Genomic DNA, 25,113 nt, shown 5'->3' on the forward strand with positions numbered 1-25,113 from the left:
GTAAACGCGCGATATTGTCGCATCAGACGGGACCTTCATCCCACAGCGCCTCTTTCGACCGACCCTGGTCCAACCCCGAGTCCCTCCGGAGACGTGAATGGCCTTTTGGAAGCAGTTTATACTTTCGCTCATCGTCATTATTGCCGGCTTTGCCGCGTGGGTTTTCTTTGTCCCGGGCGCCGGCGATATGATGCGCGATGCGGGTATTCCAGACGGCATCGTCTCCAGGATCGCGCCGAAGGCCGAGCAGACGGCGGATGCCGACGCTCCCGCCCGGGCGCAAGGCCAGCAGCGTGGCGAAGGACAAGGCCAGGGGCAGGGACAGGGCCAGAACCGCCGCAATGGCGGCGGGCGCAACGGCGCCATTCTCGTCGCAACGCAGGCGGTGGTCCAGGGTGTCGTCAATGACCGGTTGAACGCCATCGGCACGGGTGACGCGATCCGCTCGGTCGCGGTCACGCCGCAGGCATCGGGTACGATCCGCGAAATCCTCATCAAGTCGGGCGACAGGGTGAAGGCCGGCCAGGTGCTTGCCAAGCTCGACAGCGAGGAGCAGGTGATCGCCCGGGGCCAGGCTGACGTGGCGGTCAAAGCCGCCGTCGAGAAATCCAATCTCTATCATAACATCAAGTCCAGCGTGTCGCGCATGGACGTGTTCGATTCCGAGATCGCCGAGCAGGGCGCGCGGCTGCAGTTGCAGGCTGCCGAGCTCAATCTCGCACGGCGCAACATTGTTGCGCCGATCGACGGTATCGTCGGCATCGTGCCGGTCAATATCGGCGACAATGTCACGACGAGCATCCCGATCGTCACCCTCGACGACCGTTCGGAAATCCTCGTCGACTTCTGGGTGCCTGAGCGCTTCGCCAACACGGTGTCGGTCGGCCAGCCGGTCGAGGCGATGTCGGTCGCAAAGCCTGGGCAAGTGTTTTCCGGGGAAGTCGAAGCCGTCGACAACCGCATCGATGCGGCAAGCCGTACGCTTAGATTGCGCGCCCGCATCGACAACTCTTCCGACGAGCTACGCGCCGGCATGTCCTTCAGCGTCAGCATGAAATTCCCCGGTGACAAATATCCGGCGGTCGATCCGCAGTCCGTGCAGTGGGATTCGCAAGGATCCTTCGTCTGGCTGGTCAACGACGAAAAGTCGCATAAGGTGCGGGTCAGCGTCGTGCAGCGCAACCCGGATTTCGTGCTCGTCAAAGCCGATCTCAAGGACGGCGACAAGATCGTGACGCAAGGCCTGCAGCGCGTGCGTGAGGGCGGGGCGGTGCGCGTTTCCGCCGATGTCACCGCGAATGCGGAGGTCGCCACACAATGAGTGTGACCGAGATTCACCAGGACAAGGCCTCGGGCAAGCAGAGTTTCACCGCGCTTTTCGTTCGCCGGCCGATCCTGGCGCTGGTGTTCAACACGCTGATGGTCGTCGCCGGCCTTGCGGCTTACGTCGGCGTTGAGGTGCGCGAACTGCCGGATGTCGACCGTCCCGTCGTAACCGTGCGCACGACCTTCGACGGCGCATCGCCGCAGACGATCGATCAGGAACTGACCAAAGTGATCGAGGGTGCGGTCGCGCGCGTCAGCGGCCTGAAATCGATATCGTCCACCTCGTCCTTCGGCCAGAGCCGGGTGACGCTCGAATTCTCGGATGCGATCGATCTTGCGGTCGCCGCCAACGACGTGCGCGACGCGATCGGCCGCATCACCCAGAACCTGCCCGACGAGGCGGATGCGCCGCAGATCGTAAAGGCGGATTCGGATTCCTCGGCGATCATGCGCCTTGCCGTCACCTCCACCAAGCTCAACATGGACGACCTGACGCAGCTCGTCGAGAACGAGGTGATCGACCGTCTCGCCTCCGTCGACGGCGTTGCCGACGTCGAGGAATATGGCGACCAGGAGAAGGTGTTCCGGATCGACGTCGATCAGGGCGCGCTGGCGAGCCGCGGGCTGACCATCGGCGACCTGACGAAGGCGCTTGACAGCGCAGCACTCGACGTGCCTGCCGGCTCGCTGAAGAGCACGACACAGAATATCGTGGTGCGCGCCACCGCCAGCCTGCAGACGCCGGCGGATTTTTCCAACGTCATCCTGCAGGACCGCGTCAGGCTCGGCGACGTCGCGACGGTGACGCTCGGGCCCCGTGACGGCGAAACGGCGCTGCGCTCCAACGGCAAGCCGGGCATCGGCCTCGGCATCATCCGTCAGGCGCAATCCAACACGCTGAATATCTCGGCCGGCATCAAGGACGCCGTCGACCAGCTGTCGAAGACGCTGCCCGAGGGAACGACGATCGCGATCACCAGCAACGACGCCGTCTTCATCCAGGGCGCGATCCACGAGGTGGTGCTGGCGCTAGTGCTTGCCGGCGTCATCGTCACCGCCGTCATCTATCTCTTCTTGCGCGACTGGCGAGCGACGCTGATCCCGGCGGTCAGCATGCCCGTAGCGCTGATCGGCACGCTGGCGGCGATCTACATGGTCGGCTTCTCGATCAATATCCTGACGCTGCTGGCGATCGTGTTGGCGACGGGCCTCGTCGTCGACGACGCGATCGTGGTGCTCGAAAACATCGTGCGGCGGCGCGCCGAAGGCATGGGGCCGCGGGCGGCCGCCGTGCTTGGAACGCGCGAGGTGTTCTTCGCTGTTGTCGCGACGACCGCGACGCTCGCGGCGGTGTTCATCCCGCTCTCCTTCCTGCCGGGACAGGTCGGCGGCCTCTTTCGTGAATTCGGCTTCGTGCTCGCCTTCTCCGTCGGCCTGTCGTCGATCGTGGCGCTGACGCTCTGCCCGATGCTGGCCTCGCGCATGCTGACGAAGCCGATGATCGAGGATCACGGCGCGCTCGGCCGTTTTGGCGGAGCGCTTGCCCGCCTCTATAAATGGGCGCTGCACGGCTGCCTTAGCGCCCCCTTCGTCGTCATTCTCTTTTCGGTGATCTTTGCCGGCGCAGCGCTGGTCGCCTTTTCCACAGTCAAGAGCGAGCTGACACCCGAAGAGGACCGGTCGATGGTGATGATGCGGCTGACGACGCCGCAGGGATCGAGCCTCGAATATACCCGCGACAAGATGCAGCTCGTCGAGGAATATTTGCAGCCGCTGGTCACCAGTGGCGACATCCGCAACATCTTCTCGATTTCCGGCCAGGGCGGTTCGCTGAACAGCGGCTTCATGGTGCTGACACTCGCCCCTTGGGGAGAGCGCCAAAGGACGCAGAAGGAGATCGTCGGCGACATCAACCAGGCGGCGGCAAGGGTGCCGGCGCTGCGCGGCAATGCCATTTCCTCCAACAGCCTGCGCATCCGCGGCGCCGGCAGCGGCCTGCAGATGGCGCTGATCGGCAATAATCACGAGGCGCTGACGGCGGCGGCGGCGAAGCTGGTGCAGGCGCTCGACGCCACGGACCGCTACGATACGCCGCGGCTGACCAACGAGCCGACGCAGGCGCAGGTGTCGGTGGCGATCGACCGCGAGCGCGCTTCCGATCTCGGCATCGACATCACAGGGCTTTCGACGGCGATCCAGTCGCTGCTCGAAGGGCGCTCGGTGGTCGACGTCTTTGTCGACGGCGAGTCCTATCCCGTGCTTCTGACCTCGACGACGCGGCCGGTCGACGATCCGACCGACCTTGAAAACGTGTTCCTGAAAACAGGCGACGGCAAGATCGTGCCGATGTCGGTCATCGCTACGATGACGGAAGGTTCGGTTGCGCCGCAGCTCAATCGCGAGCAGCAGCTCGCCTCCGTCGCGATCACCGCTGGCCTTAAAAACGGCATGTCGCTCGGCGACGCGGTCAAACAGGTGACGGAACTTGCGGCGCCGCTGCTGCCGGCAGGCGCACGCCTGCTGCCGCTTGCCGAAGCCGCGACGCTGGAGGAGAATTCAAGCGGTATGGCGCTGACTTTCGGCTTTGCCATCGTTATCATCTTCCTGGTGTTGGCCGCGCAGTTCGAAAGCGTGCTGTCCTCGCTGATCATCATGTCGACGGTGCCGCTCGGCTTGGCTTGCGCCGTCTTCGCGCTTGTTATCACCGGCTCCAGCCTCAATATCTACAGCCAGATCGGCCTGGTGCTTCTGGTCGGCGTCATGGCGAAGAACGGCATCCTGATCGTCGAATTCGCCAATCAGCTGCGCGACCGGGGAGAGGACGTGCGGTCCTCGATCGAAAAGGCCTGCGCGCTGCGCCTTCGCCCTGTGATGATGACGATGATCGCCACCATCCTTGGCGGCGTGCCGCTGGTCTTTGCCCATGGCGCTGGTGCCGAAGCGCGCGTGGCGCTCGGCTGGGTGATCGTCGGTGGCCTCGGCTTCGCGACGCTGGTGACGCTGTTCATCACCCCGGTCGCCTATCTGCTGCTCGCCCGCTTCGGCAAGCCGCACGCCCATGAGGAAGCGCGGCTGCACGAGGAGATGGCGGTCGCGACGCGGCCACGCGCAGTGCCCGACGAGGAGCGGTTGCAGGCCGCCGAATAAACCTTTTATCCGAATTGAATACGCGCCGGGTTTCCCTTCGGTCGCGTTTCTTATGGTGTATGAAACCTTGCGAAATAAGACAAATTACTTCTGAAGTTTAGCCGTTTGTTAAGCATAAACGGCAATGATCGTGACCAGCAACCGGCTGGTCTTCTTCGTTTCTTGAAGGCTGCAACGCGCTGGAGTTTCCAGCGACCCCGGACATGAAGGTCCGTGCGGCAACGGTTCATTTCTTGTGCAGTTTGCGTTTTGGAGTTTAGTTCCCGTGAGTATTTATCAGCGCGTCTCCGTGGACGCGGCGCTTCATGTGCTGCGCGATATCAACCGGAATATGACGGTCACCCAAAACCACATCACGACCGGCATGCGTGTCGCAAAAGCCGCCGACAATGGCGTCTATTGGTCGGTCGCCACCACCGCGCGCACCGACAACAAGGCCGTTTCGGCGATCCAGGATGCGCTCGGCATGGCGGCGGCGACGATGGGCACAGCCTATACCGGCGTCGAGAACGTCATCGACGTCGTCTCCGAGATCAAGGCCAAGCTGGTTGCCGCGACCGAGGACGGCATCGACAAGAACAAGGTCAACGAAGAGATCAAACAGCTGCAGGAGCAACTGCGCAGCGTTTCGGAATCGGCGACCTTCAACAGCGACAATTGGGTGATCCTCAACAACGATGCGACGCCGACGCAGCCGCGCCAGATCCCAGCCTCCTTTATCCGCAATGCGGACGGCACGGTCTCGGTCGGAATGTTGAGTTATCATATCGACAACACGCCGGTGGGAGCGACGAGCTCCAAGGACGCGCGCTATTTGATCGACGACCGCGCCACCGGTTCTGGCGAATACGGCGTGCTGACATCGGCCTATTTCGCCACCGAGCTCGGTGCCTCGCAGAATTATGTGTTGATGGAAAGCAAGAATGGCACCACCACCGGGCAGGTGGTGATCTCGCTTTCGGACGCTACGACGAAGGGGCAGATCGGCGAAATGATCAGTGTCGTTGATGCGGCGCTGACGCAGCTGACGACGGTCGGTTCGGCCTTCGGCGCGCTGGAGAAACGTATCAACCTGCAGAACGATTTCGCCTCGAAACTGCACGACAATAACACCGCCGGCATCGGCCGGCTCGTCGATGCCGACATGGAAGAAGAGTCGAGCAAGCTCAAGGCGTTGCAGACGCAGCAGCAGCTCGGCCTGCAATCGCTGAACATCGCCAATGCCACTTACGACACCGTGCGGCAGCTGTTCCAGAATTTCTAAGGTTGTGAGAGCCCGCCACCCGCCCTCGTGGTTCGAGACGGCCTTTGGGCCTCCTCACCACGACTCCTAGTTGTTGTGCCCTGTTGCTGCGGTTATCGGCGCCTTGGCGCTGCCTTCTCCGTTGGGCGAGCCGCAGCCTCTCTCCGGCCTCATCCTGAGGCGCCCTGCAAGGGCCTCGAAGGACGGGGCCGGCCACCGGCGCACGACGATCTCGGCACGCAGCCCGCACTCATCAGCCACCCGCCCTCGTGGTTCGAGACGGCCCTGCGGGCCTCCTCACCATGAGGGCTAGTTGTTGTGCCTTGTTGCCGCGCAAGCGTGTTCGATCCATTAAAACTGGTGATATCAGCGCATTCCCGCAAAATGGCGCCTATTTCGGCGCCTGAAATTCCCCTATCACGAGAGCATCTTCATTTTCTTGCCGCAATCCTTGCCATTTGCTCGCATCAGCTTCGAACGGAGACCATCCTGTCCATGATCAAGAAATTCGTACTTTTGGCTGTCGCAGCAAGTTATCTCAGTGCCTGCACGACGACCGATCCCTATACCGGTGAACAGAAGGTTTCCAATACGGCGGGTGGCGCGGCGCTTGGTGCGCTTGGCGGTGCTCTTGTCGGCGTGGCTGTCGGCGGCGGCGGTCACGGCAAGCGCAACGCGGCGCTGATCGGCGCCGGTGTCGGCGCGCTCGCCGGCGGGGCGATCGGCAATTATATGGACCAGCAGGAATCCGAGCTTCGCGCCCAGCTCGAAGGCACCGGCATTTCGGTGACCCGCAACGGCGACAACATCATCCTCAACATGCCCTCGAACATCACCTTCGATGTCGACCAGGATGCGGTGAAGCCGGGCTTCTATCCGACGCTGAATTCGGTGGCGATCGTGCTGCGCAAGTTCAATCGCACGCTGATCGACGTCAACGGCCATACGGATTCGACCGGCAGCCTGCAGCACAATCAGGACCTGTCGCAGCGCCGCGCGCTTTCGGTTGCCGATTATCTCGGCGGCCAGGGCATCGACCAGCGCCGCGTCTCCGCCGTCGGCTTCGGCCCATCCCAGCCCGTCGCCTCCAACGCCAGCGAGGCCGGCCGCGCGCAGAACCGCCGCGTCGAGATCCAGATCGCGCCGATCACGCAGGGCTGAGCCGGATTTTCCCATCTTTTAAGCGGCCGGGCTATGCCCGGCCGTTTTTGTTATTGCTGCATCGTCGCACCCTTGGTGATCTTGTCGACGATCTTCTTTTCCGCCCGTACTGCGATGCCGACCACCTTGGCGTCGTCGGGCGTAAATTCGGCGAAGACGGCGCGGTTGGCGGCGTCATGGCCAGTCGCAAACATCTCCTCGATGAAGAGGGAAGCGGTGACCTCACGGTCCAGCGCGCGGCGATGGATGGCTGATATCGTCGTCTCGTCGGCGGAGAGCACGATGATCGGCTGGATCGACAGCGGATTATAGAGATTGCCGGCGCGGTCCTTGTAGGGCTCGCCGATGATTTCGGGATGCCCGCCGGCGATGCCGGTCATCAGGAAAGCGGTAACGTTCAGCTTCTGCCAGCCGGCAAGATTGTTTCGCAGGACGACGGCAATTTTGGTATCAAACATCGGACAGTCTTTCACCTCGGGTTATGGAGTATCGGGCGCGTTGAGCCAGGATCTACATCCGCAGGCCTTCGAAGGTCTTGAACGTTTGTGTGCGGGACCATCCGGCAACGCCATCCTGGCGGCCCCGGCCTTTCCCGGCATCGAGCGCATCGAGGCGCAGTTTTCAGGCAATGCCTTCGAGCCGCATCGACACGACACCTATGCGCTCGGCGTGACGCTGAAGGGCGTGCAGACTTTCGGCTATCGCGGCGAGCGACGCTTCAGCCTGCCGAGCCAGGTGATCGTGCTGCATCCCGATGAGGAGCATGACGGCGGGGCGGGGACCGAGGACGGGCTGCACTATCGCATGCTTTACCTCGAACCGTCGCTGCTGCTCGAATGCCTGGAGGCCGATGGCGTCGGCCTGCCTTTCGTCAGAGAACCTGTTATCGGCGATCCAGCGCTGGCCGGCGTGCTGCTTGCCGCGCTCGGCGAACTCGACCGCGAGTTGGACGAGCTTTTCGTCGACGACTTTGTCTCGCGGGTGACGGGTGGGCTGTCCAAGCATGCGCTGATGCCACGCCGGCCGCTCGGCAGCGTCGCCTGGCGGCAGGCGCGGGCGGCGCGGGATTATCTCGAGGCGCATGCGTTGCGAGCGGTACGCTCAGGCGAGTTGGAAGCGGTGACCGGGCTCGACCGTTTCGCGCTGTCGCGGCATTTCCGGGCGGCCTTCGCCACCAGTCCACACCGCTATCTGCTGATGCGGCGGCTGCAGCAGGCCCGCGCCATGATCGGTGCGGGAGAGGGAATTTCGGACGCGGCGGCGGCGACCGGCTTTGCCGATCAGAGCCATCTCAACCGGCATTTCAAGAAGGCCTACGGCATGACGCCTGGCCAGTGGGCAACGCTCGCCCACAATTCCGCCCCGCGCTTTATACGGGATTTTCCGCAAGGCCGGAGCGGCGGGCGATGAAGCGGGCGAGCGTCGGGCCGATCTTCAGGATCCGGGAAACGGCCGGTCTGCATCGCCATGACGAAGGGCATGTCGACATCGCTGGAGGCGGCGATGATAGCGCCGGAATCGGCGCCGCCGGGGCTGGTGGAGAGCGCCAGCGGCAGCGCCCGTTTCGGCAGGCCGGCATCGCGTGGCAGGCGGCGTGCGTCGCTGAATGGCATGATTCGCCGAACGCTTTGGGCAGGATTTATCAGAGGCGCACATGGCTGGCGAGAAAATCGAGCAGGGCGCGCACGCGCGCTGGCAGCGGGCCGCCCTGGCCCATGTAGAGGGCGTAGAATTCTTCGAGATCGCCGGGATTGGCCTCATCGAGCACCGGCTTCAAGCGTCCGGCATCGATGTCGGCGCGCACGGTGAAAGCGGCAAGGCGGGCAAGGCCTGCGCCTGACAAAGCGAGGTGGCGCATGGCTTCGCCGTCTCCCACCTGGACGCCGGGGGTGATCGGGATTGTTATCGTTTCGCCGTCCTCGCGTAGCGGCCAGCCCTCGACGGCGCGGGCATAGGAAAAGCCGATGCGGCAATGGCGGCGGAGATCGGCGACCGTGCGCGGCTCGCCGTGACGCCTGAGATAATCCGGCGAGGCGACGATGATCTTGCCGGTGGCGCCGAGCTTGCGGGCGATCAGGCTGGAATTCTTCAAGGGGCCGGCGCGGATCGCGACATCGGCGCGCTCCTCCATCAGGTCGACGATCCTGTCGGTATGGGAGATATCCAGCGTCACGGCGGGATGAAGCGCCATGAAGGCCGGCATCAGCGGCGCCAGCACATGATTGCCGAAAGAGCCGCTGGTGTTGATGCGGATGCGACCCGAAGCCTGTTCGCCTGATGAGGCCTGGCGCTCGGCCTCGGCAATATCGGCCAGGATGGCGATGCTGCGCTCGTAGAAGGCGCAACCCTCCGGCGTCAGCTGCAGCTTTCGGGTCGAGCGATTGACAAGGCGGGCGCCGAGGCGTGACTCCAGCCTAGCGACGAGCTTGCTGACGGCCGACGGCGTCATGCGCCGGGCGAGGGCGGCCGCGGTAAAGCCGCCGCGCTCGACGACGCTGACGAAGACCTCCATTTCGCCGGAGCGGTTGATGTCCTGACGGCTCATGATGAATTCAAGTCACAGATGATTTGCTGACAGGCAATCTATATCACCAGGCAGCCGAGGTCTATCTCAGTGGAAACGAAGGAGACAGATCCATGGACTACAGAAATCTTGGCGCATCCGGGCTCAGAGTGCCTGTGTTGAGCTTTGGCGCCGGCACATTCGGGGGCAGCGGCCCGCTGTTCGGCGCCTGGGGTAATACCGAGGCGGACGAGGCGCGGCGGCTCGTCGACATCTGCCTCGAAGCCGGCGTCAATCTCTTCGACACCGCCGACGTCTATTCGGCCGGCGCTTCCGAGGAGGTGCTCGGCCAGGCGATCCGCGGCCGGCGCGACGCCGTGCTGATCTCGACGAAGACGGCGCTGCCGATGGGCGAGGGGCCGCAGGACTGGGGAACGTCGCGGGCGCGGCTGATCCGTGCCACCGAGGCTGCGCTCAGCCGGCTCGGAACCGACTATATCGACCTCCTGCAACTGCACGCCTTCGATGCCTCGACGCCGGTCGGCGAGGTGCTGTCGACGCTCGACGGGCTCGTGGCATCCGGCAAGATCCGCTATGTCGGTGTGTCCAACTTTGCCGGCTGGGAACTGATGAAGTCGCTTGCGGTGGCCGAGCGCCACGGCCATCCGCGTTACGTCGCCCATCAGGTCTATTATTCGCTGGCGGGGCGCGATTACGAATGGGAGCTGATGCCGCTCGGCGCCGACCAGGGCGTCGGCGCCCTGGTCTGGAGCCCGCTCGCCTGGGGACGGCTAACCGGCAAGATCCGCCGCGGCCAGCCGTTGCCCAGGGAAAGCCGACTGCACGAAACAGCGCAATATGGCCCGCCGGTCGACGACGAAAAGCTATTCGACATCGTCGATGTCCTGGATGCCATCGCAACGGAAACGGGCAAGACGGTGCCGCAGATCGCCATCAACTGGCTGCTCGGGCGGCCGACGGTATCGAGCGTCATCATTGGTGCCCGCAACGAGGCCCAGCTCAGGCAGAACCTCGGCGCGGTCGGCTGGAGCCTGTCGAAGGAGCAAATCGAAAAGCTCGACGCCGTCAGCGCGGTGACAGCGCCCTATCCCTATTTCCCCTATCGGCGGCAAGAGGGTTTCGCGCGGCTCAATCCGCCGATCGTCTGAGCCGCCCCGCTGCCGTCAGTGCAGCAGCACCACCTTGCCGAAGCGGCCGCCCCGTTCGAAATGGCGCATGGCGGTCGCCACTTCCGTCCAGGGAAAGGTCCGGTCGATGACCGGGCGGAGGCGGTTGACGTCGATCGCCCGGTTCATCGCCTCGAAGGAGGCGCGTGAGCCGACGGGGATGCCTCGGACGCGGGCCTGGCGGCGGAAGATATCGAGCGGGTCGATCGTACCGGCCGTACCACCGAGATAGCCGATGACATCGATCTGGCCGCCGCGCCGGACTGAGCGCAGCGAGCGGGCAAAACTCTCCGGACCGCCGACCTCGATAATATGGTCGACGCCGCTGCCGCCGGTGAGCCTCAGCACCTCTTGATCCCACTCGGGATGGCTGACGTAGTTGATGCCATCGGCAGCGCCGAGTGCGCGCGCGCGGGCGATCTTCTCGTCAGTGCTCGAAGTCACGATGACTCTGGCGCCCGAAGCTGCGGCAAATTGCAGGGCAAACAACGAGACGCCGCCGGTGCCCTGCACCAGCACCGTGTCTCCTGCCTTCAGTCCGCCCTCGGTGACGAGCGCATGCCAGGCGGTGACGCCCGCGCATGGCAATGTCGCCGCCTCGGCATCGGTCAGATGCGGGGGAACGGCCACGGCCGCCTGCTCGTCGATCCTGGTATATTCGGCCAGCCAGCCGTCGATCGGTCCGCCGCGCTGGTATTGCGCTTCCGCCATGTCGAAGCCGCCGGCGACCCAGCGCTCCCAGAAAGTGCCGCTGACCCGGTCGCCGATCTTCCAGCGCGTCACGTCCTCACCGATCGCCACCACCTCGCCGACACCGTCGGAAAGAGGGATGAGAGGGTGCGGGAAGGCGGTGTGATAGCTGCCGCGGGCGATCTCGATGTCGCGATAGTTCAGCGCGGTCGCCTTGACGCGCACGACCACCTCGTGCCGGCGCGGTTCCGGCTGCGGACGGTCGACCAGCGCCAGGCTGTCGAAGCCGATGCCTTCCAAAGTTATGGCTTTCATTGAATGTCTCCGGGATCAGGGTCCGACTGGACATGTACCGCCCGAAGCGGCTATTCTCAAATTCATAATATCCATAATGATTATGTGTTTCAGGAATGATTGACGAGATCAGGACATTGGTTGCCTTCGCCGAGGAGGGCTCTATCCAGCGGGTGGCGGATCGGATCAGGCTGACGCAGCCGGCCGTCAGCCGGCAAGTGCAGCGCCTCGAGGCGATGCTCGGCGGCGCGCTCCTCGACCGCCGCCAGAAGCCGCCGCAATTGACGGCCCTCGGCGCAGGAGCCGTCGAGAAGGGCAGGGAGATCCTTGCGGCATTCGAAGGGATGAAGGCGCTGGCGAACGGAGCGGAGCCGCAGGGTGTCTTCCGGCTCGGGCTTGCCAACGGCCTCTCCGACGATGTCGTATCGAGTATCGTTGCCGAGGTCATCGATGGTTTCGGTGGCATATCACTGCACCTCAAGACCGGCTGGAGCGGCGAACTTGCCGAGTTGTACCGGCAGGGGCAGCTCGATGCGGCAATCGTGCTCGGCGACGCACTGCCTGGCGGTGGGGCAGTCATCGGTCACGAGGAGCTTGCAGTGATCGCCGCACCGCAATTCGCCGATCGATGGCGGGCCGGGGACTTCACGCTTGCCGACATGCCCTGGGTTTTGAGCCCCGAGCCTTGCGATGCCCGGCGACTGCTGGCAAGCCGCGTCGGCCGCAGGCATCTGCCGGTGACGGGCGAGCTCGACGATCCGAGACTGCAGCTTGCCTGGGTGCGCAGAGGGGCCGGCGCCAGCCTGCTGCCGCGGCGGCTTCTTTATGCCGTGGGCGAGGGCATCGAGGAGATCGAGGCCGCCAGCCTCGCGCTGACGCTGCCGGTCGTCCTGCTGGCATCGCCGCATCTCGGCGCCCGCAGCGTCGTCGCGGATACGCTGGCAGCAAGACTTGCCGATGTCTTCGACAGGGCTTTCGAGGCGCCGGACAGCCGGCCCGGTCGGAATACACCGAAGCGCTTCCTGCCGGAAACGGTTCTATAACAAAAAGGGAATGAGATCTTCTCCCAATCTTAACTGGACAGTCGCTTTGACTTGCCGCATACCCAGCCTGACCCCATGGGGTATGACATGTCCCATGGAATGGCAGGGAGATCAAAGGGATGGCGCTGAAGGACGCGAAGGCCGGCACACGCAACGAGGCGGGGATATCAGCCGTGCTCGGCATTCTCAAGCAGAGCTTCGGCGAGCGCTTCCAGACCGGCCAGTCCTTCCGTGAACAGCATGCCCACACGACCACCTATATCCCGCCGCAGATGCCTGATGGCGTGCTCTTTGCCGAGAGCGCCGACGATGTAAAGGCGGTGGTCAGGGCGTGTGCGACCCACAAGGTGCCGGTGATCGGTTTCGGCGTCGGGACCTCGCTGGAGGGTCAGGTCAATGCCGCCAATGGCGGTATTTCGATCGATTTCAGCCGCATGAACCGGGTGCTCGAGGTCAATCCCGAGGATCTCGACTGCACCGTCGAGCCGGGTGTGACGCGCGAGGCGCTGAACATCCATCTGCGCGATACCGGACTGTTCTTCCCGATCGATCCCGGCGCCAACGCCTCGATCGGCGGCATGGCCTCGACGCGGGCTTCCGGCACCAATGCCGTGCGCTATGGAACGATGAAGGACAATGTCCTTGCCGTCACCGCCGTCACCGCCAATGGCGAGGAGATCCGCACGGCCCGGCGCGCCCGCAAATCTTCCGCCGGCTATGACCTGACGCGGCTCTTCGTCGGCGCTGAGGGCACGCTTGGCATCCTGACCTCGGTGACGCTGCGCCTGCAGGCGATCCCGCAGAAGATCGCCGGCGGCGCCTGCGCCTTTCCGAGCATCAAGGCCGCTTGCGATGCGGTCATCATGACGATCCAGATGGGCATTCCGGTGGCGCGCATCGAGCTGCTCGATACGGTGCAGATGCGGGCCTGCAACGCTTATTCCAAACTTTCCTATGCCGAAAGCCCAACGCTCTTCCTCGAATTCCACGGCACTGAAGAGACGGTGCCGCTGCAATCGGCAGCCTTTGGCGAGGTCGCGGCGGAATGCGGCGGGAGCGAGTTCCTATGGACCGCCAATGCCGAGGAACGGACCAAGCTCTGGAAGGCGCGCCACGATGCCTATTGGTCCGCAAGGGCGCTGGCGCCTGGGCTTGCCGCACTTTCGACGGATGTTTGTGTTCCGATATCGCGGCTTGCCGATTGTGTTTCCGAAACGCAGGCTGATATCGAGGCCCATGGGCTGCTCGGCCCGATCGTCGGCCATGCCGGCGACGGGAACTTTCATGTGCTGCTGTTGTTCGATGACAAAAGCGCCGAAGACATCGCCAAGGCCGAGAGCTTCGTGCAGCGGCTCAATCGGCGAGCGCTCGACATGGACGGGACATGCACCGGCGAACACGGGATCGGGCAGGGCAAGATTGCGTTCCTCGAACAGGAGCTGGGGGGCACGGTGGATCTGATGCGACAGGTGAAACAGGCGCTCGATCCGGACAATATCTTCAATCCCGGCAAGATTTTCCACCAGGGCTGAAAACGGAATATTCTCATGAACTTGGGCCTTGCCCCCGGCATGAATAGCGCTAGTGTCGGCAACAGAATGCTGAATGGAGAATCCTTGCGTTGGTAGGCCGGTTTCTCGTCTTTCTGGGGGGAGTGATCGTCGTAGTGCTGTTTGTGGCGCTGCTTGCGCCGCTGTTCATCGACTGGACGGATTTCCGCAAGAATTTCGAGGATCAGGCAAGCCGCATCATCGGCAAGAAGGTCACCGTCTACGGCACGGTGGATGCGCGTCTCCTGCCGTTTCCGTCGGTTACACTGCATGACGTGCGCGTCGGCCAGGAGGCGGACGGCACGCCGATCGTCAAGGTCGAGCAGTTCTCCATGGATGCGGAGCTCGCGCCTTTCCTGTCGGGTGAGGCGCTGATCTTCGACATGCGCGTCGTCAATCCGAAGGTGCGCCTCAGATTGCTCAAGGACGGCACGCTCGACTGGATGCGCGGCAGCCGCGCCGAAATACCGGCGAAAAACGTCGTTCTCGAAAACGTGCATGTCAATGGCGGCGAGGTCGAGTTCATCGATGACCAGTCCGGCCGCTCACGTCGCATCACCGGCCTCAATGCGGAAATGTCGGCCAAGTCGCTGGCCGGCCCCTGGCGCATCGAGGGCAATGCGGCGCTTGACGGCGAGCACGGCAGTTTTTTGATCTCGAGCAGCCAGCCGGACGAAAAGGGCGTGCTGCGCATGCGCACGAAGCTTTCGCCGGACAAGCACCCTGTCAGCATCGATCTCGATGGCGAATTGAAGCTCGTCGACAGCAAGCCGAACTATCAGGGGCAGCTTTCAGCGGCGATCGAAAGCGGCAACAGCGCCAAGCCCGCCAACAAGAAGGAGCAGCCGCCGCGCGTCAAGGGCCGCTTCGAGCTCACCAATGAACGCATCCGCATTCCCGAATACCGGATGGAGATCGGATCGACGGACGATCCCTACGTCATAACCGGCGAGGCGACGCTCGATACCGGCAATGCGCCGGAATTCCTGTTGACCGCCGACGGGCAGCAGATCGACGTCAACCGCATCGGCAATCAGGGCGAGGCCGGCAAGACAACCCGCGATCCGGCGGTTTCGGCGCGCCAGCGGCTGAATTCGTTGATCGATGTCATCGCACAGGTACCGATCCCGCAGGTGCCGGGCAAGGCAAGTGTCAAGCTGCCGGCGATCGTCGCCGGCGATACGACGCTGCGCGACGTGCAGTTGGAGCTCGAACCGGCCGGTACCGGCTGGATGATCGACAGCGCCACCGGTACGTTGCCGGGGCGCACTCAGGTGGAAGGCAAAGGCAAACTCCTGCTCCAGGGCGAAGCCTCGTTCAATGGCCAGATCGTGGTGGCCTCCAGCCAGCCGACCGGGCTTGCCTCCTGGCTTGCCGGCTCGGTCGATCCGGCCATCCGGCAATTGCGGCAGGCGGGCTTTTCCGCCAATGTTAGCCTGACACCCGAGTTGCAGCGTTTCGAAAATCTTGAGATCGCCATGGGGCCGGCGACGCTGAAGGGCCGGCTGGAGCGGCAGGCGATCTCCGGCCAGACGCCGACACTGTCGGTGGCCCTGAATGGCGATACGCTCGATCTCGATGCGCTGCAGGCGCTGAGCGGGCTGATGACCGGCCAGGATGCCGGCGACAACGTGCTCGACCACAAGATCGCTGCCCAGCTCAAGGCCGATAAGTTCACCGCTTTCGGCGTCGATGCCGAGAATGTCGAGACCACCTTCACGATCGCCGACGGAGAGCTTGCCGTCGACCGGCTGTCGATCAAGAATATTGCAGGCGCCGAATTGACGGCGACGGGCAGGGCGGAAGGCTCGCTGCTCGATTACAAGGGCGCCGGCGAGATCACCTTCAAATCGGCCGATCCCGGCGGCTTTTTCACCATGCTGCGCCAGCACCTGCCGCACCACCCGGTGCTCGACCGACTGGTGCGCAATGCCGGCTGGTACGGCAATACGGCGCTGCGCGGCGCTCTGACGCTCGGCGGCGACGAGGGCAACGCGCTGACGGTGACGCTTGCCGGCGTCTCGAACGGCAGCCGCGTCAATCTCGACTACCGCATGTCCGACCTGTTGGCGCTGACCGGCAACGGTACGACGAGCCTCGAGGCGACGCTCGAAAATGCCGTGCCGTCCATTCTGTTCGGCCAGGCTGGGCTCGATCCGCTGCCGGTCGATGTCGGCGCCAACGGCCGCCTGACGCTGAAGGTGAAGGCATCGGGCAACGATCCCGCCGATGCTGCGCTGACCTTTGCGACCGACCGGACCTCGTTCACAGCCAATGGCAAAGTCGATGTCCGGCCGGAAACTTTCATGAACGGCAAGATCGCGCTTTCGCTCGACAGCGCCGATATCGACCCCTATCTTATCATGAACGGGATCGCCCTGCCGCAGACGGGAACCGGGCTGCCGTTCGGCCTGCAAGTCAATGCAGGCGTCGACAGCGACAAGATCGTCTTTTCCGACCTCAAGGGGCATGCGGCCGACAACGAGTTTTCAGGCGCGCTGAGCTTCGACCGGAAGGCTGCAAAGACGACCGCGACCGGCGAGCTGACACTCTCCAAGGCGGATGCCGGCTGGCTTGGCGAGGCAGTGTTCGGCCAGATCGTCGATCCCGCCAATGGCGCGCTGACGAAGGCGCCGCTCGGGCTGCCCGTCTTCAAGGATCTCAACGTCGACGTGAAGCTGACGGCCAAGCAGTTCTGGCCCGGCCTGCCGGAAACGGCGGTCACCGACTTCACCAGCAACGTCGCCTACAAGGGTGACGAGCTGCAACTCAACGACATGGCCGGCAACTGGGACGGCGGAAAGCTCTCCGGCAATCTGCTGTTCACCAATGCCGACGGCACCGGCTTCCTGCAGACGAAGCTTGCGCTTGCCGATTCCGATGTTGCCGGCGTCGTCTGGCTGCGCGACGGCGCGCCGATCGCCAGCGGCAAATTCGGGTTGTCGGTGTCGATGGAAGCCTCGGGCAAGACCATCGGTGAGATCGCCAGTTCGCTGAACGGTTCGGGCGAGCTGAGGCTCGGCGAGACCAGCATACGCGGGCTGAACCTCGCCATCCTTCCGCCGCTGCTTGCCGCGACTGATACGATGCAGGAGCAGATCAATGCCGGCAAGGTGCATCCAATCGTCGAGACGCTGCTCAGCAACGGAGAGGCGAAGCTGCCGCCGCTCGGCATCCCCTTCAATATCGCCGACGGCACACTGCGCGTGCAGAATGTCACCGTCGCCAACGACCTCGCCCGCATCACTGCCGATGCGCAGATCGCGCTGCCGGAGGAACGGATCAGCGCGACGCTGGGCGTCGGGCTCAATCCGGGCACGGAAGCGCTTTCTGGCGCCGAGCCGTCGCTCAGGCTGAATTTTTCCGGCATGCTGCCGTCGCCCGGCAAGACGATGGATGTGACCGATATCACGAGCTACCTGTCGCTGCGCGCCTTCGAGCGCGAGCGCCGGCGCGTCGAGCGGCTGCAGGCGATCGTGCTCGAAAAGCAGCGGCTGCGCCGCGAGGCGGCGCTCTATCGGTTCAATGACGCCGAGCGCGTCAGGGCGGCCGAAATCGAGCGGCAACGACAGGCGGAGGAAGCGCGGCTGCGTGCATTGGCGCAGGCGGCGGCCGCGCAGAAGGCTCTCGCGGAAGCGGAGGCTGCACGCGCGGCGGAGGCCAAGGACAAGGCGGATGCACAGGCGAGGGCAGCCGCGGAAGCGGCGCGGCGCGGCGAGCCGCAGCCCGGTTCGCTCAATTTCGACCAGGTGCCGGGCGTTCAGGCGCAATGATAATGCATGGAATTTGATTATAAGCCGCGGCCAGCGCCGGCCTTCGCCCAGGCCAGCACGTGGAGCCGAAGCGCCGAGGACAGGTTGCTGTCTGGCGGCCGATGGTCATCGATTTCGGAAATGAGAGCGGCGAGCGGTATCGAACGGCGAGCGGCGATCGCCTTCAACTCGTCCCAAAACTCCTCTTCCAGCGAGAAACTGGTGCGGTGGCCGTGCAGTGTCGCAGAATGCTTGCGGATCATGAAGCGGCTTCACACCTGATTGGTTGGCAGATCGATTCAAGGAAGCTGCATAAGTGGCTGATCGCAGACTGCATTCCGGCGGCTCAAGCTTTGCGTGAAAGCTTCACGCGCCGTCGTCATCGGTCTCGAGCCGGCCGTCGCGATGGGCCTTGTCGGCCTTCTCGTTCAGGCTGCGGGTGAGCTGCTTTTCGGCTTTGGTGCGGCCGAAGGAAATGCGGTTCTGCTCGGCCTGCGTCTCCTTTTCGGAGCGGGCCTGCTTCTTGCGGAATTGGCGCAGATTGACGATTTCGGCGCTCATGCGGGCCCCTGAATCCCTATGAAAAAGGGAGGCTTGGCCTCCCCTCAAATCACTGCTTCTTGCGGAAGGAGTCGAGCGAGACGACGGAACCCGGTTTCTTCTCTTCGCCGTCGCCGGGTTTGGCAGCCGCGGCCTCATCGGGCTTTGCTGCCGCGTCGACGGGATAAGCGGTGATTTCACCGGACGGCAATTCCTCGCCATCGGCGAGCGGCACGTCGAATTCGAGCTCGAAGTTGACGGAGGGATCGTAAAAGCCGCGGATCGCATTGAACGGAATGACCAGCTTTTCCGGGACGTCGGAGAAGGAAAGGCCGATCTCGAAATGCGACTCGGTAATCTTCAGGTCCCAAAACTGATGCTGGATGACGATGGTCATCTGCTCGGGATATTTCGATTTCAGGTGCTGGGAGATGCGTACGCCGGCAGCGCCTGTGAGGAAGGTGATGAAGAAGTGATGGTCACCGGGCAGGCGGCCCGTCGCTCCGACTTCCGCCAAAACCTTGCGGATGACGCCGCGAAGTGCATCCTGTGCCAGAATGTCGTAGCGGATATGATCCTGCCCCATGCTTTTCCTGTCTTTCGTCGGTTCGGAAGTCTTTTCACAAGGTTATATGCCACGTCCGGGCGCCTTGGGAAAGACCGGAGCCGAGTCACGTTTTTCAGTAGCATACATGATTTCGGCGGCAGGGAGAAGGTGAAGGCTTCTGTTGCCAGGTGCCTTCGGACCCCGCCTAGAGGTGCGAACCACTAGGACTTTGATTGAAGTGTCACACCGCGATTAAGCAGCGAGACGAGCTTCCGCATAGTTGTCGTTTGCAACTACAATTTTAGCCCGATAACGGCGGTACAATGCCGAGCAAAAAGACGATCTTTACACCCTTGTCGATCCTGTTTCGCCCCCATCAAAAGCCGGCCTTCATGCCCGCCGGTTTTTGGTGGAGGCGCCGGGTACCGCCCCCGGGTCCAATAGGTTTATTACACCGCTCATTTATCGCCATAGCCAGCCCGAAAGCCAGCATGGGTGATATAGGGGTTTCCGCCGCCCAAGGAAAGGGCCAACGTCATAAAAGCGTTATGCGGGCCATCAGAAACACTGGGAAAATGCCCGCCGGTGATTGGTTTCCTGCTGCTGGTAGCTTAAATTAGGCCAAACGGAATCAGCGCGCCATGAAGCAATATCTCGATCTCCTCAACCATGTGATGGAAAAAGGCTCCGACCGGGGCGACCGCACCGGCACCGGCACGCGCTCGGTCTTCGGCTACCAGATGCGCTTCGACCTTCAGGACGGCTTTCCCGTCACGACAACGAAGAAGCTGCATCTTCGCTCGATCATCCACGAGCTTTTATGGTTCCTCAAGGGCGAGACGAACATCGGCTATCTCAAGGAGAACGGCGTTTCGATCTGGGATGAGTGGGCCGACGAAAACGGCGATCTCGGGCCGGTCTACGGCGCCCAGTGGCGCTCGTGGCCGGCGCCGGACGGCGGCCATATCGATCAGATCGCCAATCTCGTCAAAGGCATCGTCAACAATCCAAATTCGCGCCGCCATATCGTCACGGCCTGGAATCCGGCCGAGGTCGACCAGATGGCGCTGCCGCCCTGCCATTGCCTGTTCCAGTTCTACGTGGCCGATGGCAAGCTCTCCTGCCAGCTCTATCAGCGCTCGGCCGACATTTTCCTCGGGGTACCGTTCAACATCGCCTCCTATGCGCTTTTGACAATGATGGTGGCTGAGGTCACCGGGCTGAAGCCTGGCGATTTCGTCCACACGCTGGGCGACGCCCATCTCTACCACAACCATTTCGACCAGGCGAAGCTGCAGCTGGCGCGCCGGCCGAAGCCGCTGCCCTTTATGCGCATCAATCCCGATGTTAAGGACATTTTCGGCTTCACCTTCGACGATTTCGAGCTGATCGGCTACGAAGCCGATGCCAGCATCAAGGCGCCGATCGCCGTCTGATCCGGGACATTTCATGGCCGATATCCGCAGGACCATTATCGCCGCCGTTGCGCGCAACGGCATCATCGGCCGCGATGGCGACATGCCCTGGCGGCTGTCGAGCGATCTCAAGCGCTTCAAGGCGCTGACTTTGGGCAAGCCTGTCGTGATGGGCCGCAAAACCTATGATTCCATCGGCAAGCCGCTGCCGGGGCGGCCGAACATCGTCATCTCCAGGCAGGCGGCGATAGACCATCCCGATGTTTCCATGGCGCATTCGCTGGCGGAGGCGATGACGGCGGCCGAAAGGCTGGCGCGCGAACACGGCATCGACGAGGTCTGCATCCTCGGCGGCGGGCAGGTCTATGCCCAGGCAATCGGCCTTGCCGACCGCATGTGTATCACCCATGTCGAGGCCGATCTCGACGGAGACGCCTCGTTCCCCGCGATCGATCCCGACATCTGGCGAGCAGGGGAGCCTATCGCGGTTCCGGCCGGCGACAAGGACAGCCATCCCACGCGCTACGTGGTCTATGAGCGCCGACACGTCTGAAAATGAACTATTTTCCAATTAAATTGACCAAGTTTCTCACGTTGCGTTGAAAGCCGATGCGGCGATACTTATAACGGTCCCAACGCATCCGCCGGTCAGCCCCCACGGTTCCGGATGCGTGGAAGACTTAACGAACAACGAGGTTTTGATGCCCTGGAGCAATCAGAATGGCGGCGGCGGCCCTTGGGGCGGCGGCGGCGGTAACAATCAGGGACCATGGGGCCAGGGGCCGAACCGCCCGCGGGGCGGTGGCAGCGGCAAGGGCGGACCGCCCGATCTGGAAGATATCATCCGGCGCGGCCAGGACCAGCTGCGCAACATCGTTCCCGGCGGTTTCAACGGCGGCGTGGCGGTGATCATAGTCGCAATCGTCGCGGTGTTCTGGCTGATCCAGTGCGTCTACGTGGTGCAGCCGGACGAACGCGGCGTCGAGCTGCGGTTCGGAAAGCCGAAGCAAGAGATTTCGATGCCGGGCCTGCATTTCCACCTCTGGCCGATGGAATCCGTCGAGACCGTCAAGGTGACCGTGCAACAGCTGAATATCGGCGCGACCTCTGCATCGTCTTCGAACGGCCTGATGCTGTCCAGCGACAAGAGCGTCATCAATGTGCAGTTCGCCGTCTTCTACACGGTCAGCGATCCGAAGGCCTATCTCTTCAACGTCGAAAATCCGGCAGAGACCCTGCAGCAGGTTTCCGACAGCGCCATGCGCGAAATCGTCGGGCGTCGCCCGGCGCAGGACGCGTTCCGCAGCAATCGCCAGCCGATCGAAGTGGATGTGCTCAATATCGTGCAGGATACGATGAACCGTTATGGCGCAGGCGTGACCGTGACCGGGGTGACGATCCAGAACGTGGCGCCACCGCGCGAAGTCGCCGATGCCTTCGAAGAAGTGCAGCGTGCCGGCCGTGACCGCGACAGCACCATCGAAGAGGCCAATCGCTACACGAACCAGAAGCTCGGCCAGGCGCGAGGCGATGCGGCGCGAATCCGGGAAGATGCTGCCGCCTACAAAGACCGTGTCGTGAAGGAGGCGGAAGGTGAGGCGCAGCGCTTCACTGCGATCAACGAGGAGTATTCGAAGGCGCCCGATGTGACTCGCAAGCGGCTGTTCATCGAAACGATGGAGCAGGTGCTGAAGAATTCGAAGAAGGTCATCATCGACGAAAAGCAGGGTGTGTTGCCCTATCTGCCACTTAACGAACTCGGCAAGCCGGCGCAGCAGGGAGGTTGAACCATGACATCGAACAGACTTCCCATCATTCTCCTCATCCTTGCCATCGTGCTGGTCGGGCTCTATTCGTCGATCTTCGTGGTGAATGCGCGCGAGCAGGCGATCGTCGTCCGCTTCGGCCAGATCCAGTCGGTCAAGACCGAACCCGGCATCTATTTCAAGCTGCCCTTCGGCTTCATGGATGCCGACCGCGTCCAGCTGGTCGAAAAGCAGGCGCTGAGGCTCGATCTCGACAATATCCGCGTTCAGGTCCAGGACGGCCAGACCTTCGACGTCGATGCCTTCGTGATCTACAATATTTCGGATGTTCGCCGCTTCCGCGAAACGGTCTCGGGTGACCGCGAGGCCGCGGAAGCGCGGCTGAGGGCGCAGCTCGATTCATCGCTTCGCCGCGTCTACGGCCTGCGCGACTACAATGCCGCACTCTCGGAAGAGCGTGTCGCGATGATGCTGGAGATCCGAGACGACCTGCGGACGGATGCCGAAAATCTCGGCCTGCATATCGACGATGTTCGCATCCGCCGCACCGACCTTTCTCCCGAGGTTGCGCCCAACACCTACAACGCCATGCGTTCAGAACGCCTGGCCGAAGCCGAGCGCATCCGCGCGGAGGGCAATGAAGAAGGTCAGCGGCGCCGGGCCGTCGCCGACCGCCAGGTCGTCGAGTTCACCGCGGGCGCCCAGCGCGATGCGGAAATTCTGCGCGGTCAGGGCGATGCGGAACGCAACCGCGTCTTCGCCGACGCCTTCAGCAAGGATCCGGCTTTCTTCGAGTTTTATCGCTCGATGGCGGCCTACTCCTCAGCGCTTTCATCGCAGGACACGACGCTGGTGTTGTCTCCGAATACGGAATTCTTCCGCTATTTCGACAATGCCGCCGGCACCCTGAAAGCGCCGACAAATCCGGCTGCGGCAATTCCCGGCGCGGCTGCTCCGGCAGCGCCTGCCCAGCCGGCGAACTGACACCGAGGGATGCCACTCGCATCCTGACAATCTTGGAAGGGCCGGCCCGGGTGCCGGCCCTTTTTTCGTGGAAAGGTCGAGATAATCAGGCTTTTGTGAGGGCCCTTCGTATTGCACGGGGATTTCGCGAAAAGGTGATTTCGCCCTCCATCATTCCGCCTTATGCTGGTGCTCAATGTGCGCATTCACCCCTTATGAGGAAGCTTGATGGCCCCCACGAATCGCTCGCCCTTCAGACGAACGCTCGCGCTTATGGCCAGCGCTGCAATTCTTGCGCATGCCGGCATGAATGGGGTCGCCTATGCGCAAACCGCGCCGCAGACGACTGCGCCCGGAGTTGTTACACCCGCTCCGGTTACTCCGGAAGCGGCTGCTCCTGCGCCGACGCCGCCAGCGACGGCTGCGCCGCAGCCGACTCCGCATATTCAGGGCGGAGTCCCGGACAACGGTCCGGCTTCGGTCGCCGATTTGGCCGAGGGACTGCTCGACGCCGTGGTCAACATCTCGACCTCGCAGAACGTGAAGGATGACGAGGGCGTCGGTCCGGCGCCACGCGCGCCCGACGGCTCGCCGTTCCAGGAGTTCTTCAACGACTTTTTCGACAAGAAGCAGGGCAACAAAGGCCCGAACCACAATGTCAGCTCGCTCGGCTCCGGCTTCGTCATCGATCCGGCCGGCTATATCGTCACCAACAACCATGTGATCGAGGGCGCCGACGACATCGAGATCAATTTCGCCAATGGTTCGAAGCTCAAGGCGAAACTGATCGGCACGGATACGAAGACCGACCTTTCGGTGCTGAAGGTCGAGCCGAAGACACCGCTGAAATCGGTGAAATTCGGCGATTCCAGCACCATGCGCATCGGCGACTGGGTAATGGCGATCGGCAATCCGTTCGGCTTCGGCGGTTCGGTGACGGTCGGCATCATTTCGGGGCGCGGCCGCAACATCAACGCCGGCCCTTACGACAATTTCATCCAGACGGATGCCGCGATCAACAAGGGCAATTCCGGCGGCCCGCTCTTCAACATGAAGGGTGAGGTGATCGGTATCAACACGGCGATCATTTCACCGAGCGGCGGCTCGATCGGCATCGGCTTCTCGGTGCCCTCCGAGCTTGCCTCCGGCGTCGTCGACCAATTGCGCGAATATGGTGAGACGCGGCGCGGCTGGCTCGGCGTGCGGATCCAGCCGGTCACCGACGATATCGCCGACAGCCTCGGGCTCGACACCGCCAAGGGCGCGCTGGTCGCCGGGGTCATCAAGGGCGGCCCCGTCGACGACGGTTCGATCAAGGCGGGCGACGTCATTTTGAAATTCGACGGCAAGACCGTAAGCGAAATGCGCGATCTGCCGCGCGTCGTGGCGGAAAGCTCGGTCGGCAAGGAAGTCGACGTGGTGGTGCTGCGCGACGGCAAGGAACAGACCGTCAAGGTGAAACTCGGCCGGCTCGAAGACAGCGATCAGGCGGCGGCATCCGACGATGCGGCGCCCGACGGTTCGCAGGACGACGGCGTGATCACTCCCGATCCCGGCGAGAACAACGACATGGACGAGCCGGATTCCGGCGATCAGGCCCAGCCGGCGCCGCCTGACCAGCACCAGGGCGAGGTGTCACCGGATGCAGCCACGCCGAAGAACGTGCTCGGCCTGTCACTGTCGCTTTTGAGCGCCGAGACCCGCAAGGCTTTCGGCATTGCCGAGAGCGTCGACGGTGTCGTCGTGACGGAGGTGACACCCGGCTCCGCCTCGGCCGAAAAAGGGCTGAAGCCCGGCGATGTGATCGTCGAGGTGGCGCAGGAGTTCATGAAGTCGCCGGACGCGGTCGCCGCCAAGGTGAAGTCGCTGAAGCAGCAAGGCCGCCGCAACGCCCAGTTGATGATCGCATCGGCAAATGGCGATTTGCGGTTTGTGGCGGTGCCGATGGAGTAGGGAGGACGGCGGCGACTAGCCGCTGCGTTCGTC

20 protein-coding genes, 1 other RNA gene and 1 pseudogene are annotated in these 25,113 nt (G+C 63.2%); 14 read left to right on the forward strand and 8 right to left on the reverse strand.

The features are described 5' to 3' along the window. Nucleotides 1-97 precede the first annotated feature (97 nt). The 4 genes from ACS4RS_RS14895 (at nucleotide 98) to ACS4RS_RS14910 (ending at nucleotide 6,877) form a co-directional block, all read left to right on the forward strand. The gene (locus ACS4RS_RS14895) at nucleotides 98-1,321 is read left to right on the forward strand and encodes an efflux RND transporter periplasmic adaptor subunit (RefSeq protein WP_439010361.1); all 1,224 of its coding nucleotides are present in this window, start codon (nucleotides 98-100) and stop codon (nucleotides 1,319-1,321) included. Further along, entirely contained in the window at nucleotides 1,318-4,473 is a 3,156-nt protein-coding gene (locus ACS4RS_RS14900) for an efflux RND transporter permease subunit (protein ID WP_439010360.1), read from the forward strand. Before ACS4RS_RS14895 ends, ACS4RS_RS14900 begins: the two co-directional genes overlap by 4 nt. Nucleotides 4,474-4,738: 265 nt before the next feature. Then, nucleotides 4,739-5,737: a flagellin N-terminal helical domain-containing protein gene (locus ACS4RS_RS14905; protein ID WP_003593421.1), complete on the forward strand. Its 999-nt coding sequence runs from the start codon at nucleotides 4,739-4,741 to the stop codon at nucleotides 5,735-5,737. A 474-nt stretch (nucleotides 5,738-6,211) separates the two neighbouring features. Continuing rightward, entirely contained in the window at nucleotides 6,212-6,877 is a 666-nt protein-coding gene (locus ACS4RS_RS14910) for an OmpA family protein (protein ID WP_049733608.1), read from the forward strand. A 50-nt stretch (nucleotides 6,878-6,927) separates the two neighbouring features. Here the strand turns inward: ACS4RS_RS14910 and ACS4RS_RS14915 are convergent, their stop codons facing one another. Next, nucleotides 6,928-7,335, reverse strand: coding sequence for a DUF2000 family protein (locus ACS4RS_RS14915; RefSeq protein ID WP_439010358.1), 408 nt, complete (start codon nucleotides 7,333-7,335; stop codon nucleotides 6,928-6,930). Between the two features lie 40 nt (nucleotides 7,336-7,375). On the opposite strand from ACS4RS_RS14915, the gene ACS4RS_RS14920 reads away from it, so the two are divergent. Further along, on the forward strand, nucleotides 7,376-8,287 hold the full coding sequence (locus tag ACS4RS_RS14920; protein ID WP_439010357.1) for an AraC family ligand binding domain-containing protein: 912 nt from the start codon (nucleotides 7,376-7,378) through the stop codon (nucleotides 8,285-8,287). Here the strand turns inward: ACS4RS_RS14920 and ACS4RS_RS14925 are convergent. Both ACS4RS_RS14925 and ACS4RS_RS14930 read right to left on the reverse strand, forming a co-directional pair. Then, a pseudogene (locus ACS4RS_RS14925) lies at nucleotides 8,247-8,421 on the reverse strand (AbrB family transcriptional regulator); the annotation flags it as partial. The gene ACS4RS_RS14920 and the pseudogene ACS4RS_RS14925 overlap by 41 nt on opposite strands. Before the next feature lie 98 nt (nucleotides 8,422-8,519). Further along, a complete protein-coding gene (locus tag ACS4RS_RS14930) occupies nucleotides 8,520-9,422 on the reverse strand; it encodes a LysR substrate-binding domain-containing protein (RefSeq protein WP_439010356.1) in 903 nt (300 codons plus the stop codon). Nucleotides 9,423-9,514: 92 nt separating this feature from the next. On the opposite strand from ACS4RS_RS14930, the gene ACS4RS_RS14935 reads away from it, so the two are divergent. Further along, nucleotides 9,515-10,549 carry an aldo/keto reductase gene (locus ACS4RS_RS14935; protein ID WP_439010355.1) on the forward strand — a complete coding sequence of 345 codons (1,035 nt, stop codon included), beginning with the start codon at nucleotides 9,515-9,517 and terminating at the stop codon, nucleotides 10,547-10,549. A 15-nt stretch (nucleotides 10,550-10,564) separates the two neighbouring features. Here ACS4RS_RS14935 and ACS4RS_RS14940 read toward each other — a convergent pair whose 3' ends face one another. Beyond that, nucleotides 10,565-11,572, reverse strand: a complete 1,008-nt coding sequence (locus ACS4RS_RS14940) for a zinc-binding dehydrogenase (RefSeq protein WP_439010354.1) — start codon at nucleotides 11,570-11,572, stop codon at nucleotides 10,565-10,567. A gap of 95 nt (nucleotides 11,573-11,667) precedes the next feature. Between ACS4RS_RS14940 and ACS4RS_RS14945 the strand changes: the two genes are divergently transcribed. The 3 genes from ACS4RS_RS14945 to ACS4RS_RS14955 all read left to right on the forward strand — a co-directional run bounded on the left by ACS4RS_RS14945 (nucleotide 11,668) and on the right by ACS4RS_RS14955 (nucleotide 17,917). Beyond that, complete coding sequence (locus ACS4RS_RS14945; RefSeq protein WP_439010353.1) at nucleotides 11,668-12,594, forward strand: LysR substrate-binding domain-containing protein; 927 nt, start codon at nucleotides 11,668-11,670, stop codon at nucleotides 12,592-12,594. Nucleotides 12,595-12,713: 119 nt separating this feature from the next. After that, on the forward strand, nucleotides 12,714-14,126 hold the full coding sequence (locus ACS4RS_RS14950; RefSeq protein ID WP_439010352.1) for an FAD-linked oxidase C-terminal domain-containing protein: 1,413 nt from the start codon (nucleotides 12,714-12,716) through the stop codon (nucleotides 14,124-14,126). Between the two features lie 89 nt (nucleotides 14,127-14,215). Beyond that, nucleotides 14,216-17,917, forward strand: coding sequence for an AsmA family protein (locus ACS4RS_RS14955; protein WP_439010351.1), 3,702 nt, complete (start codon nucleotides 14,216-14,218; stop codon nucleotides 17,915-17,917). Between the two features lie 17 nt (nucleotides 17,918-17,934). Here the strand turns inward: ACS4RS_RS14955 and ACS4RS_RS14960 are convergent, their stop codons facing one another. The 4 genes from ACS4RS_RS14960 to ssrA form a co-directional block, all read right to left on the reverse strand. Continuing rightward, the gene (locus ACS4RS_RS14960; RefSeq protein WP_439010350.1) at nucleotides 17,935-18,159 is read right to left on the reverse strand and encodes a ribbon-helix-helix domain-containing protein; all 225 of its coding nucleotides are present in this window, start codon (nucleotides 18,157-18,159) and stop codon (nucleotides 17,935-17,937) included. A 103-nt stretch (nucleotides 18,160-18,262) separates the two neighbouring features. Then, on the reverse strand, nucleotides 18,263-18,457 hold the full coding sequence (locus ACS4RS_RS14965; protein WP_439010349.1) for a DUF4169 family protein: 195 nt from the start codon (nucleotides 18,455-18,457) through the stop codon (nucleotides 18,263-18,265). Between the two features lie 49 nt (nucleotides 18,458-18,506). Next, on the reverse strand, nucleotides 18,507-19,022 hold the full coding sequence (locus ACS4RS_RS14970) for an SspB family protein (protein ID WP_439010348.1): 516 nt from the start codon (nucleotides 19,020-19,022) through the stop codon (nucleotides 18,507-18,509). A gap of 128 nt (nucleotides 19,023-19,150) precedes the next feature. Beyond that, nucleotides 19,151-19,513, reverse strand: a transfer-messenger RNA (tmRNA) gene (gene ssrA, locus ACS4RS_RS14975). 111 nt (nucleotides 19,514-19,624) lie between these two features. On the opposite strand from ssrA, the gene ACS4RS_RS14980 reads away from it, so the two are divergent. The 5 genes from ACS4RS_RS14980 to ACS4RS_RS15000 all read left to right on the forward strand — a co-directional run bounded on the left by ACS4RS_RS14980 (nucleotide 19,625) and on the right by ACS4RS_RS15000 (nucleotide 25,080). Continuing rightward, nucleotides 19,625-20,419 carry a thymidylate synthase gene (locus ACS4RS_RS14980; RefSeq protein WP_439010347.1) on the forward strand — a complete coding sequence of 265 codons (795 nt, stop codon included), beginning with the start codon at nucleotides 19,625-19,627 and terminating at the stop codon, nucleotides 20,417-20,419. Between the two features lie 13 nt (nucleotides 20,420-20,432). After that, nucleotides 20,433-20,951, forward strand: coding sequence for a dihydrofolate reductase (locus tag ACS4RS_RS14985; protein ID WP_439010346.1), 519 nt, complete (start codon nucleotides 20,433-20,435; stop codon nucleotides 20,949-20,951). 148 nt (nucleotides 20,952-21,099) lie between these two features. Continuing rightward, nucleotides 21,100-22,185 carry an FtsH protease activity modulator HflK gene (gene hflK / locus ACS4RS_RS14990; protein ID WP_439010345.1) on the forward strand — a complete coding sequence of 362 codons (1,086 nt, stop codon included), beginning with the start codon at nucleotides 21,100-21,102 and terminating at the stop codon, nucleotides 22,183-22,185. A gap of 3 nt (nucleotides 22,186-22,188) precedes the next feature. Continuing rightward, nucleotides 22,189-23,148, forward strand: a complete 960-nt coding sequence (locus tag ACS4RS_RS14995; protein ID WP_439010344.1) for an SPFH domain-containing protein — start codon at nucleotides 22,189-22,191, stop codon at nucleotides 23,146-23,148. 207 nt (nucleotides 23,149-23,355) lie between these two features. Next, nucleotides 23,356-25,080 carry a Do family serine endopeptidase gene (locus ACS4RS_RS15000; RefSeq protein ID WP_449313709.1) on the forward strand — a complete coding sequence of 575 codons (1,725 nt, stop codon included), beginning with the start codon at nucleotides 23,356-23,358 and terminating at the stop codon, nucleotides 25,078-25,080. The last annotated feature ends 33 nt before the right edge of the window (nucleotides 25,081-25,113 follow it).

Origin of the sequence: Rhizobium sp. F40D2 (assembly GCF_051810745.2) — a bacterium.
In the GTDB taxonomy this organism is placed as follows: domain Bacteria; phylum Pseudomonadota; class Alphaproteobacteria; order Rhizobiales; family Rhizobiaceae; genus Rhizobium.

Excerpts from the sequence above, each read along its gene's own strand:
- ACS4RS_RS14970 (WP_439010348.1), bottom strand. The coding sequence starts at position 19,022 with ATGGGGCAGGATCATATCCGCTACGACATTCTGGCACAGGATGCACTT.
- ACS4RS_RS14910 (WP_049733608.1), top strand. The coding sequence starts at position 6,212 with ATGATCAAGAAATTCGTACTTTTGGCTGTCGCAGCAAGTTATCTCAGT.
- ACS4RS_RS14995 (WP_439010344.1), top strand. The coding sequence starts at position 22,189 with ATGACATCGAACAGACTTCCCATCATTCTCCTCATCCTTGCCATCGTG.
- ACS4RS_RS15000 (WP_449313709.1), top strand. The coding sequence starts at position 23,356 with ATGGCCCCCACGAATCGCTCGCCCTTCAGACGAACGCTCGCGCTTATG.
- ACS4RS_RS14965 (WP_439010349.1), bottom strand. The coding sequence starts at position 18,457 with ATGAGCGCCGAAATCGTCAATCTGCGCCAATTCCGCAAGAAGCAGGCC.
- ACS4RS_RS14915 (WP_439010358.1), bottom strand. The coding sequence starts at position 7,335 with ATGTTTGATACCAAAATTGCCGTCGTCCTGCGAAACAATCTTGCCGGC.
- hflK (WP_439010345.1), top strand. The coding sequence starts at position 21,100 with ATGCCCTGGAGCAATCAGAATGGCGGCGGCGGCCCTTGGGGCGGCGGC.
- ACS4RS_RS14900 (WP_439010360.1), top strand. The coding sequence starts at position 1,318 with ATGAGTGTGACCGAGATTCACCAGGACAAGGCCTCGGGCAAGCAGAGT.
- ACS4RS_RS14950 (WP_439010352.1), top strand. The coding sequence starts at position 12,714 with ATGGCGCTGAAGGACGCGAAGGCCGGCACACGCAACGAGGCGGGGATA.
- ACS4RS_RS14895 (WP_439010361.1), top strand. The coding sequence starts at position 98 with ATGGCCTTTTGGAAGCAGTTTATACTTTCGCTCATCGTCATTATTGCC.
- ACS4RS_RS14945 (WP_439010353.1), top strand. The coding sequence starts at position 11,668 with ATGATTGACGAGATCAGGACATTGGTTGCCTTCGCCGAGGAGGGCTCT.
- ACS4RS_RS14930 (WP_439010356.1), bottom strand. The coding sequence starts at position 9,422 with ATGAGCCGTCAGGACATCAACCGCTCCGGCGAAATGGAGGTCTTCGTC.
- ACS4RS_RS14960 (WP_439010350.1), bottom strand. The coding sequence starts at position 18,159 with ATGATCCGCAAGCATTCTGCGACACTGCACGGCCACCGCACCAGTTTC.
- ACS4RS_RS14935 (WP_439010355.1), top strand. The coding sequence starts at position 9,515 with ATGGACTACAGAAATCTTGGCGCATCCGGGCTCAGAGTGCCTGTGTTG.
- ACS4RS_RS14985 (WP_439010346.1), top strand. The coding sequence starts at position 20,433 with ATGGCCGATATCCGCAGGACCATTATCGCCGCCGTTGCGCGCAACGGC.
- ACS4RS_RS14940 (WP_439010354.1), bottom strand. The coding sequence starts at position 11,572 with ATGAAAGCCATAACTTTGGAAGGCATCGGCTTCGACAGCCTGGCGCTG.
- ACS4RS_RS14980 (WP_439010347.1), top strand. The coding sequence starts at position 19,625 with ATGAAGCAATATCTCGATCTCCTCAACCATGTGATGGAAAAAGGCTCC.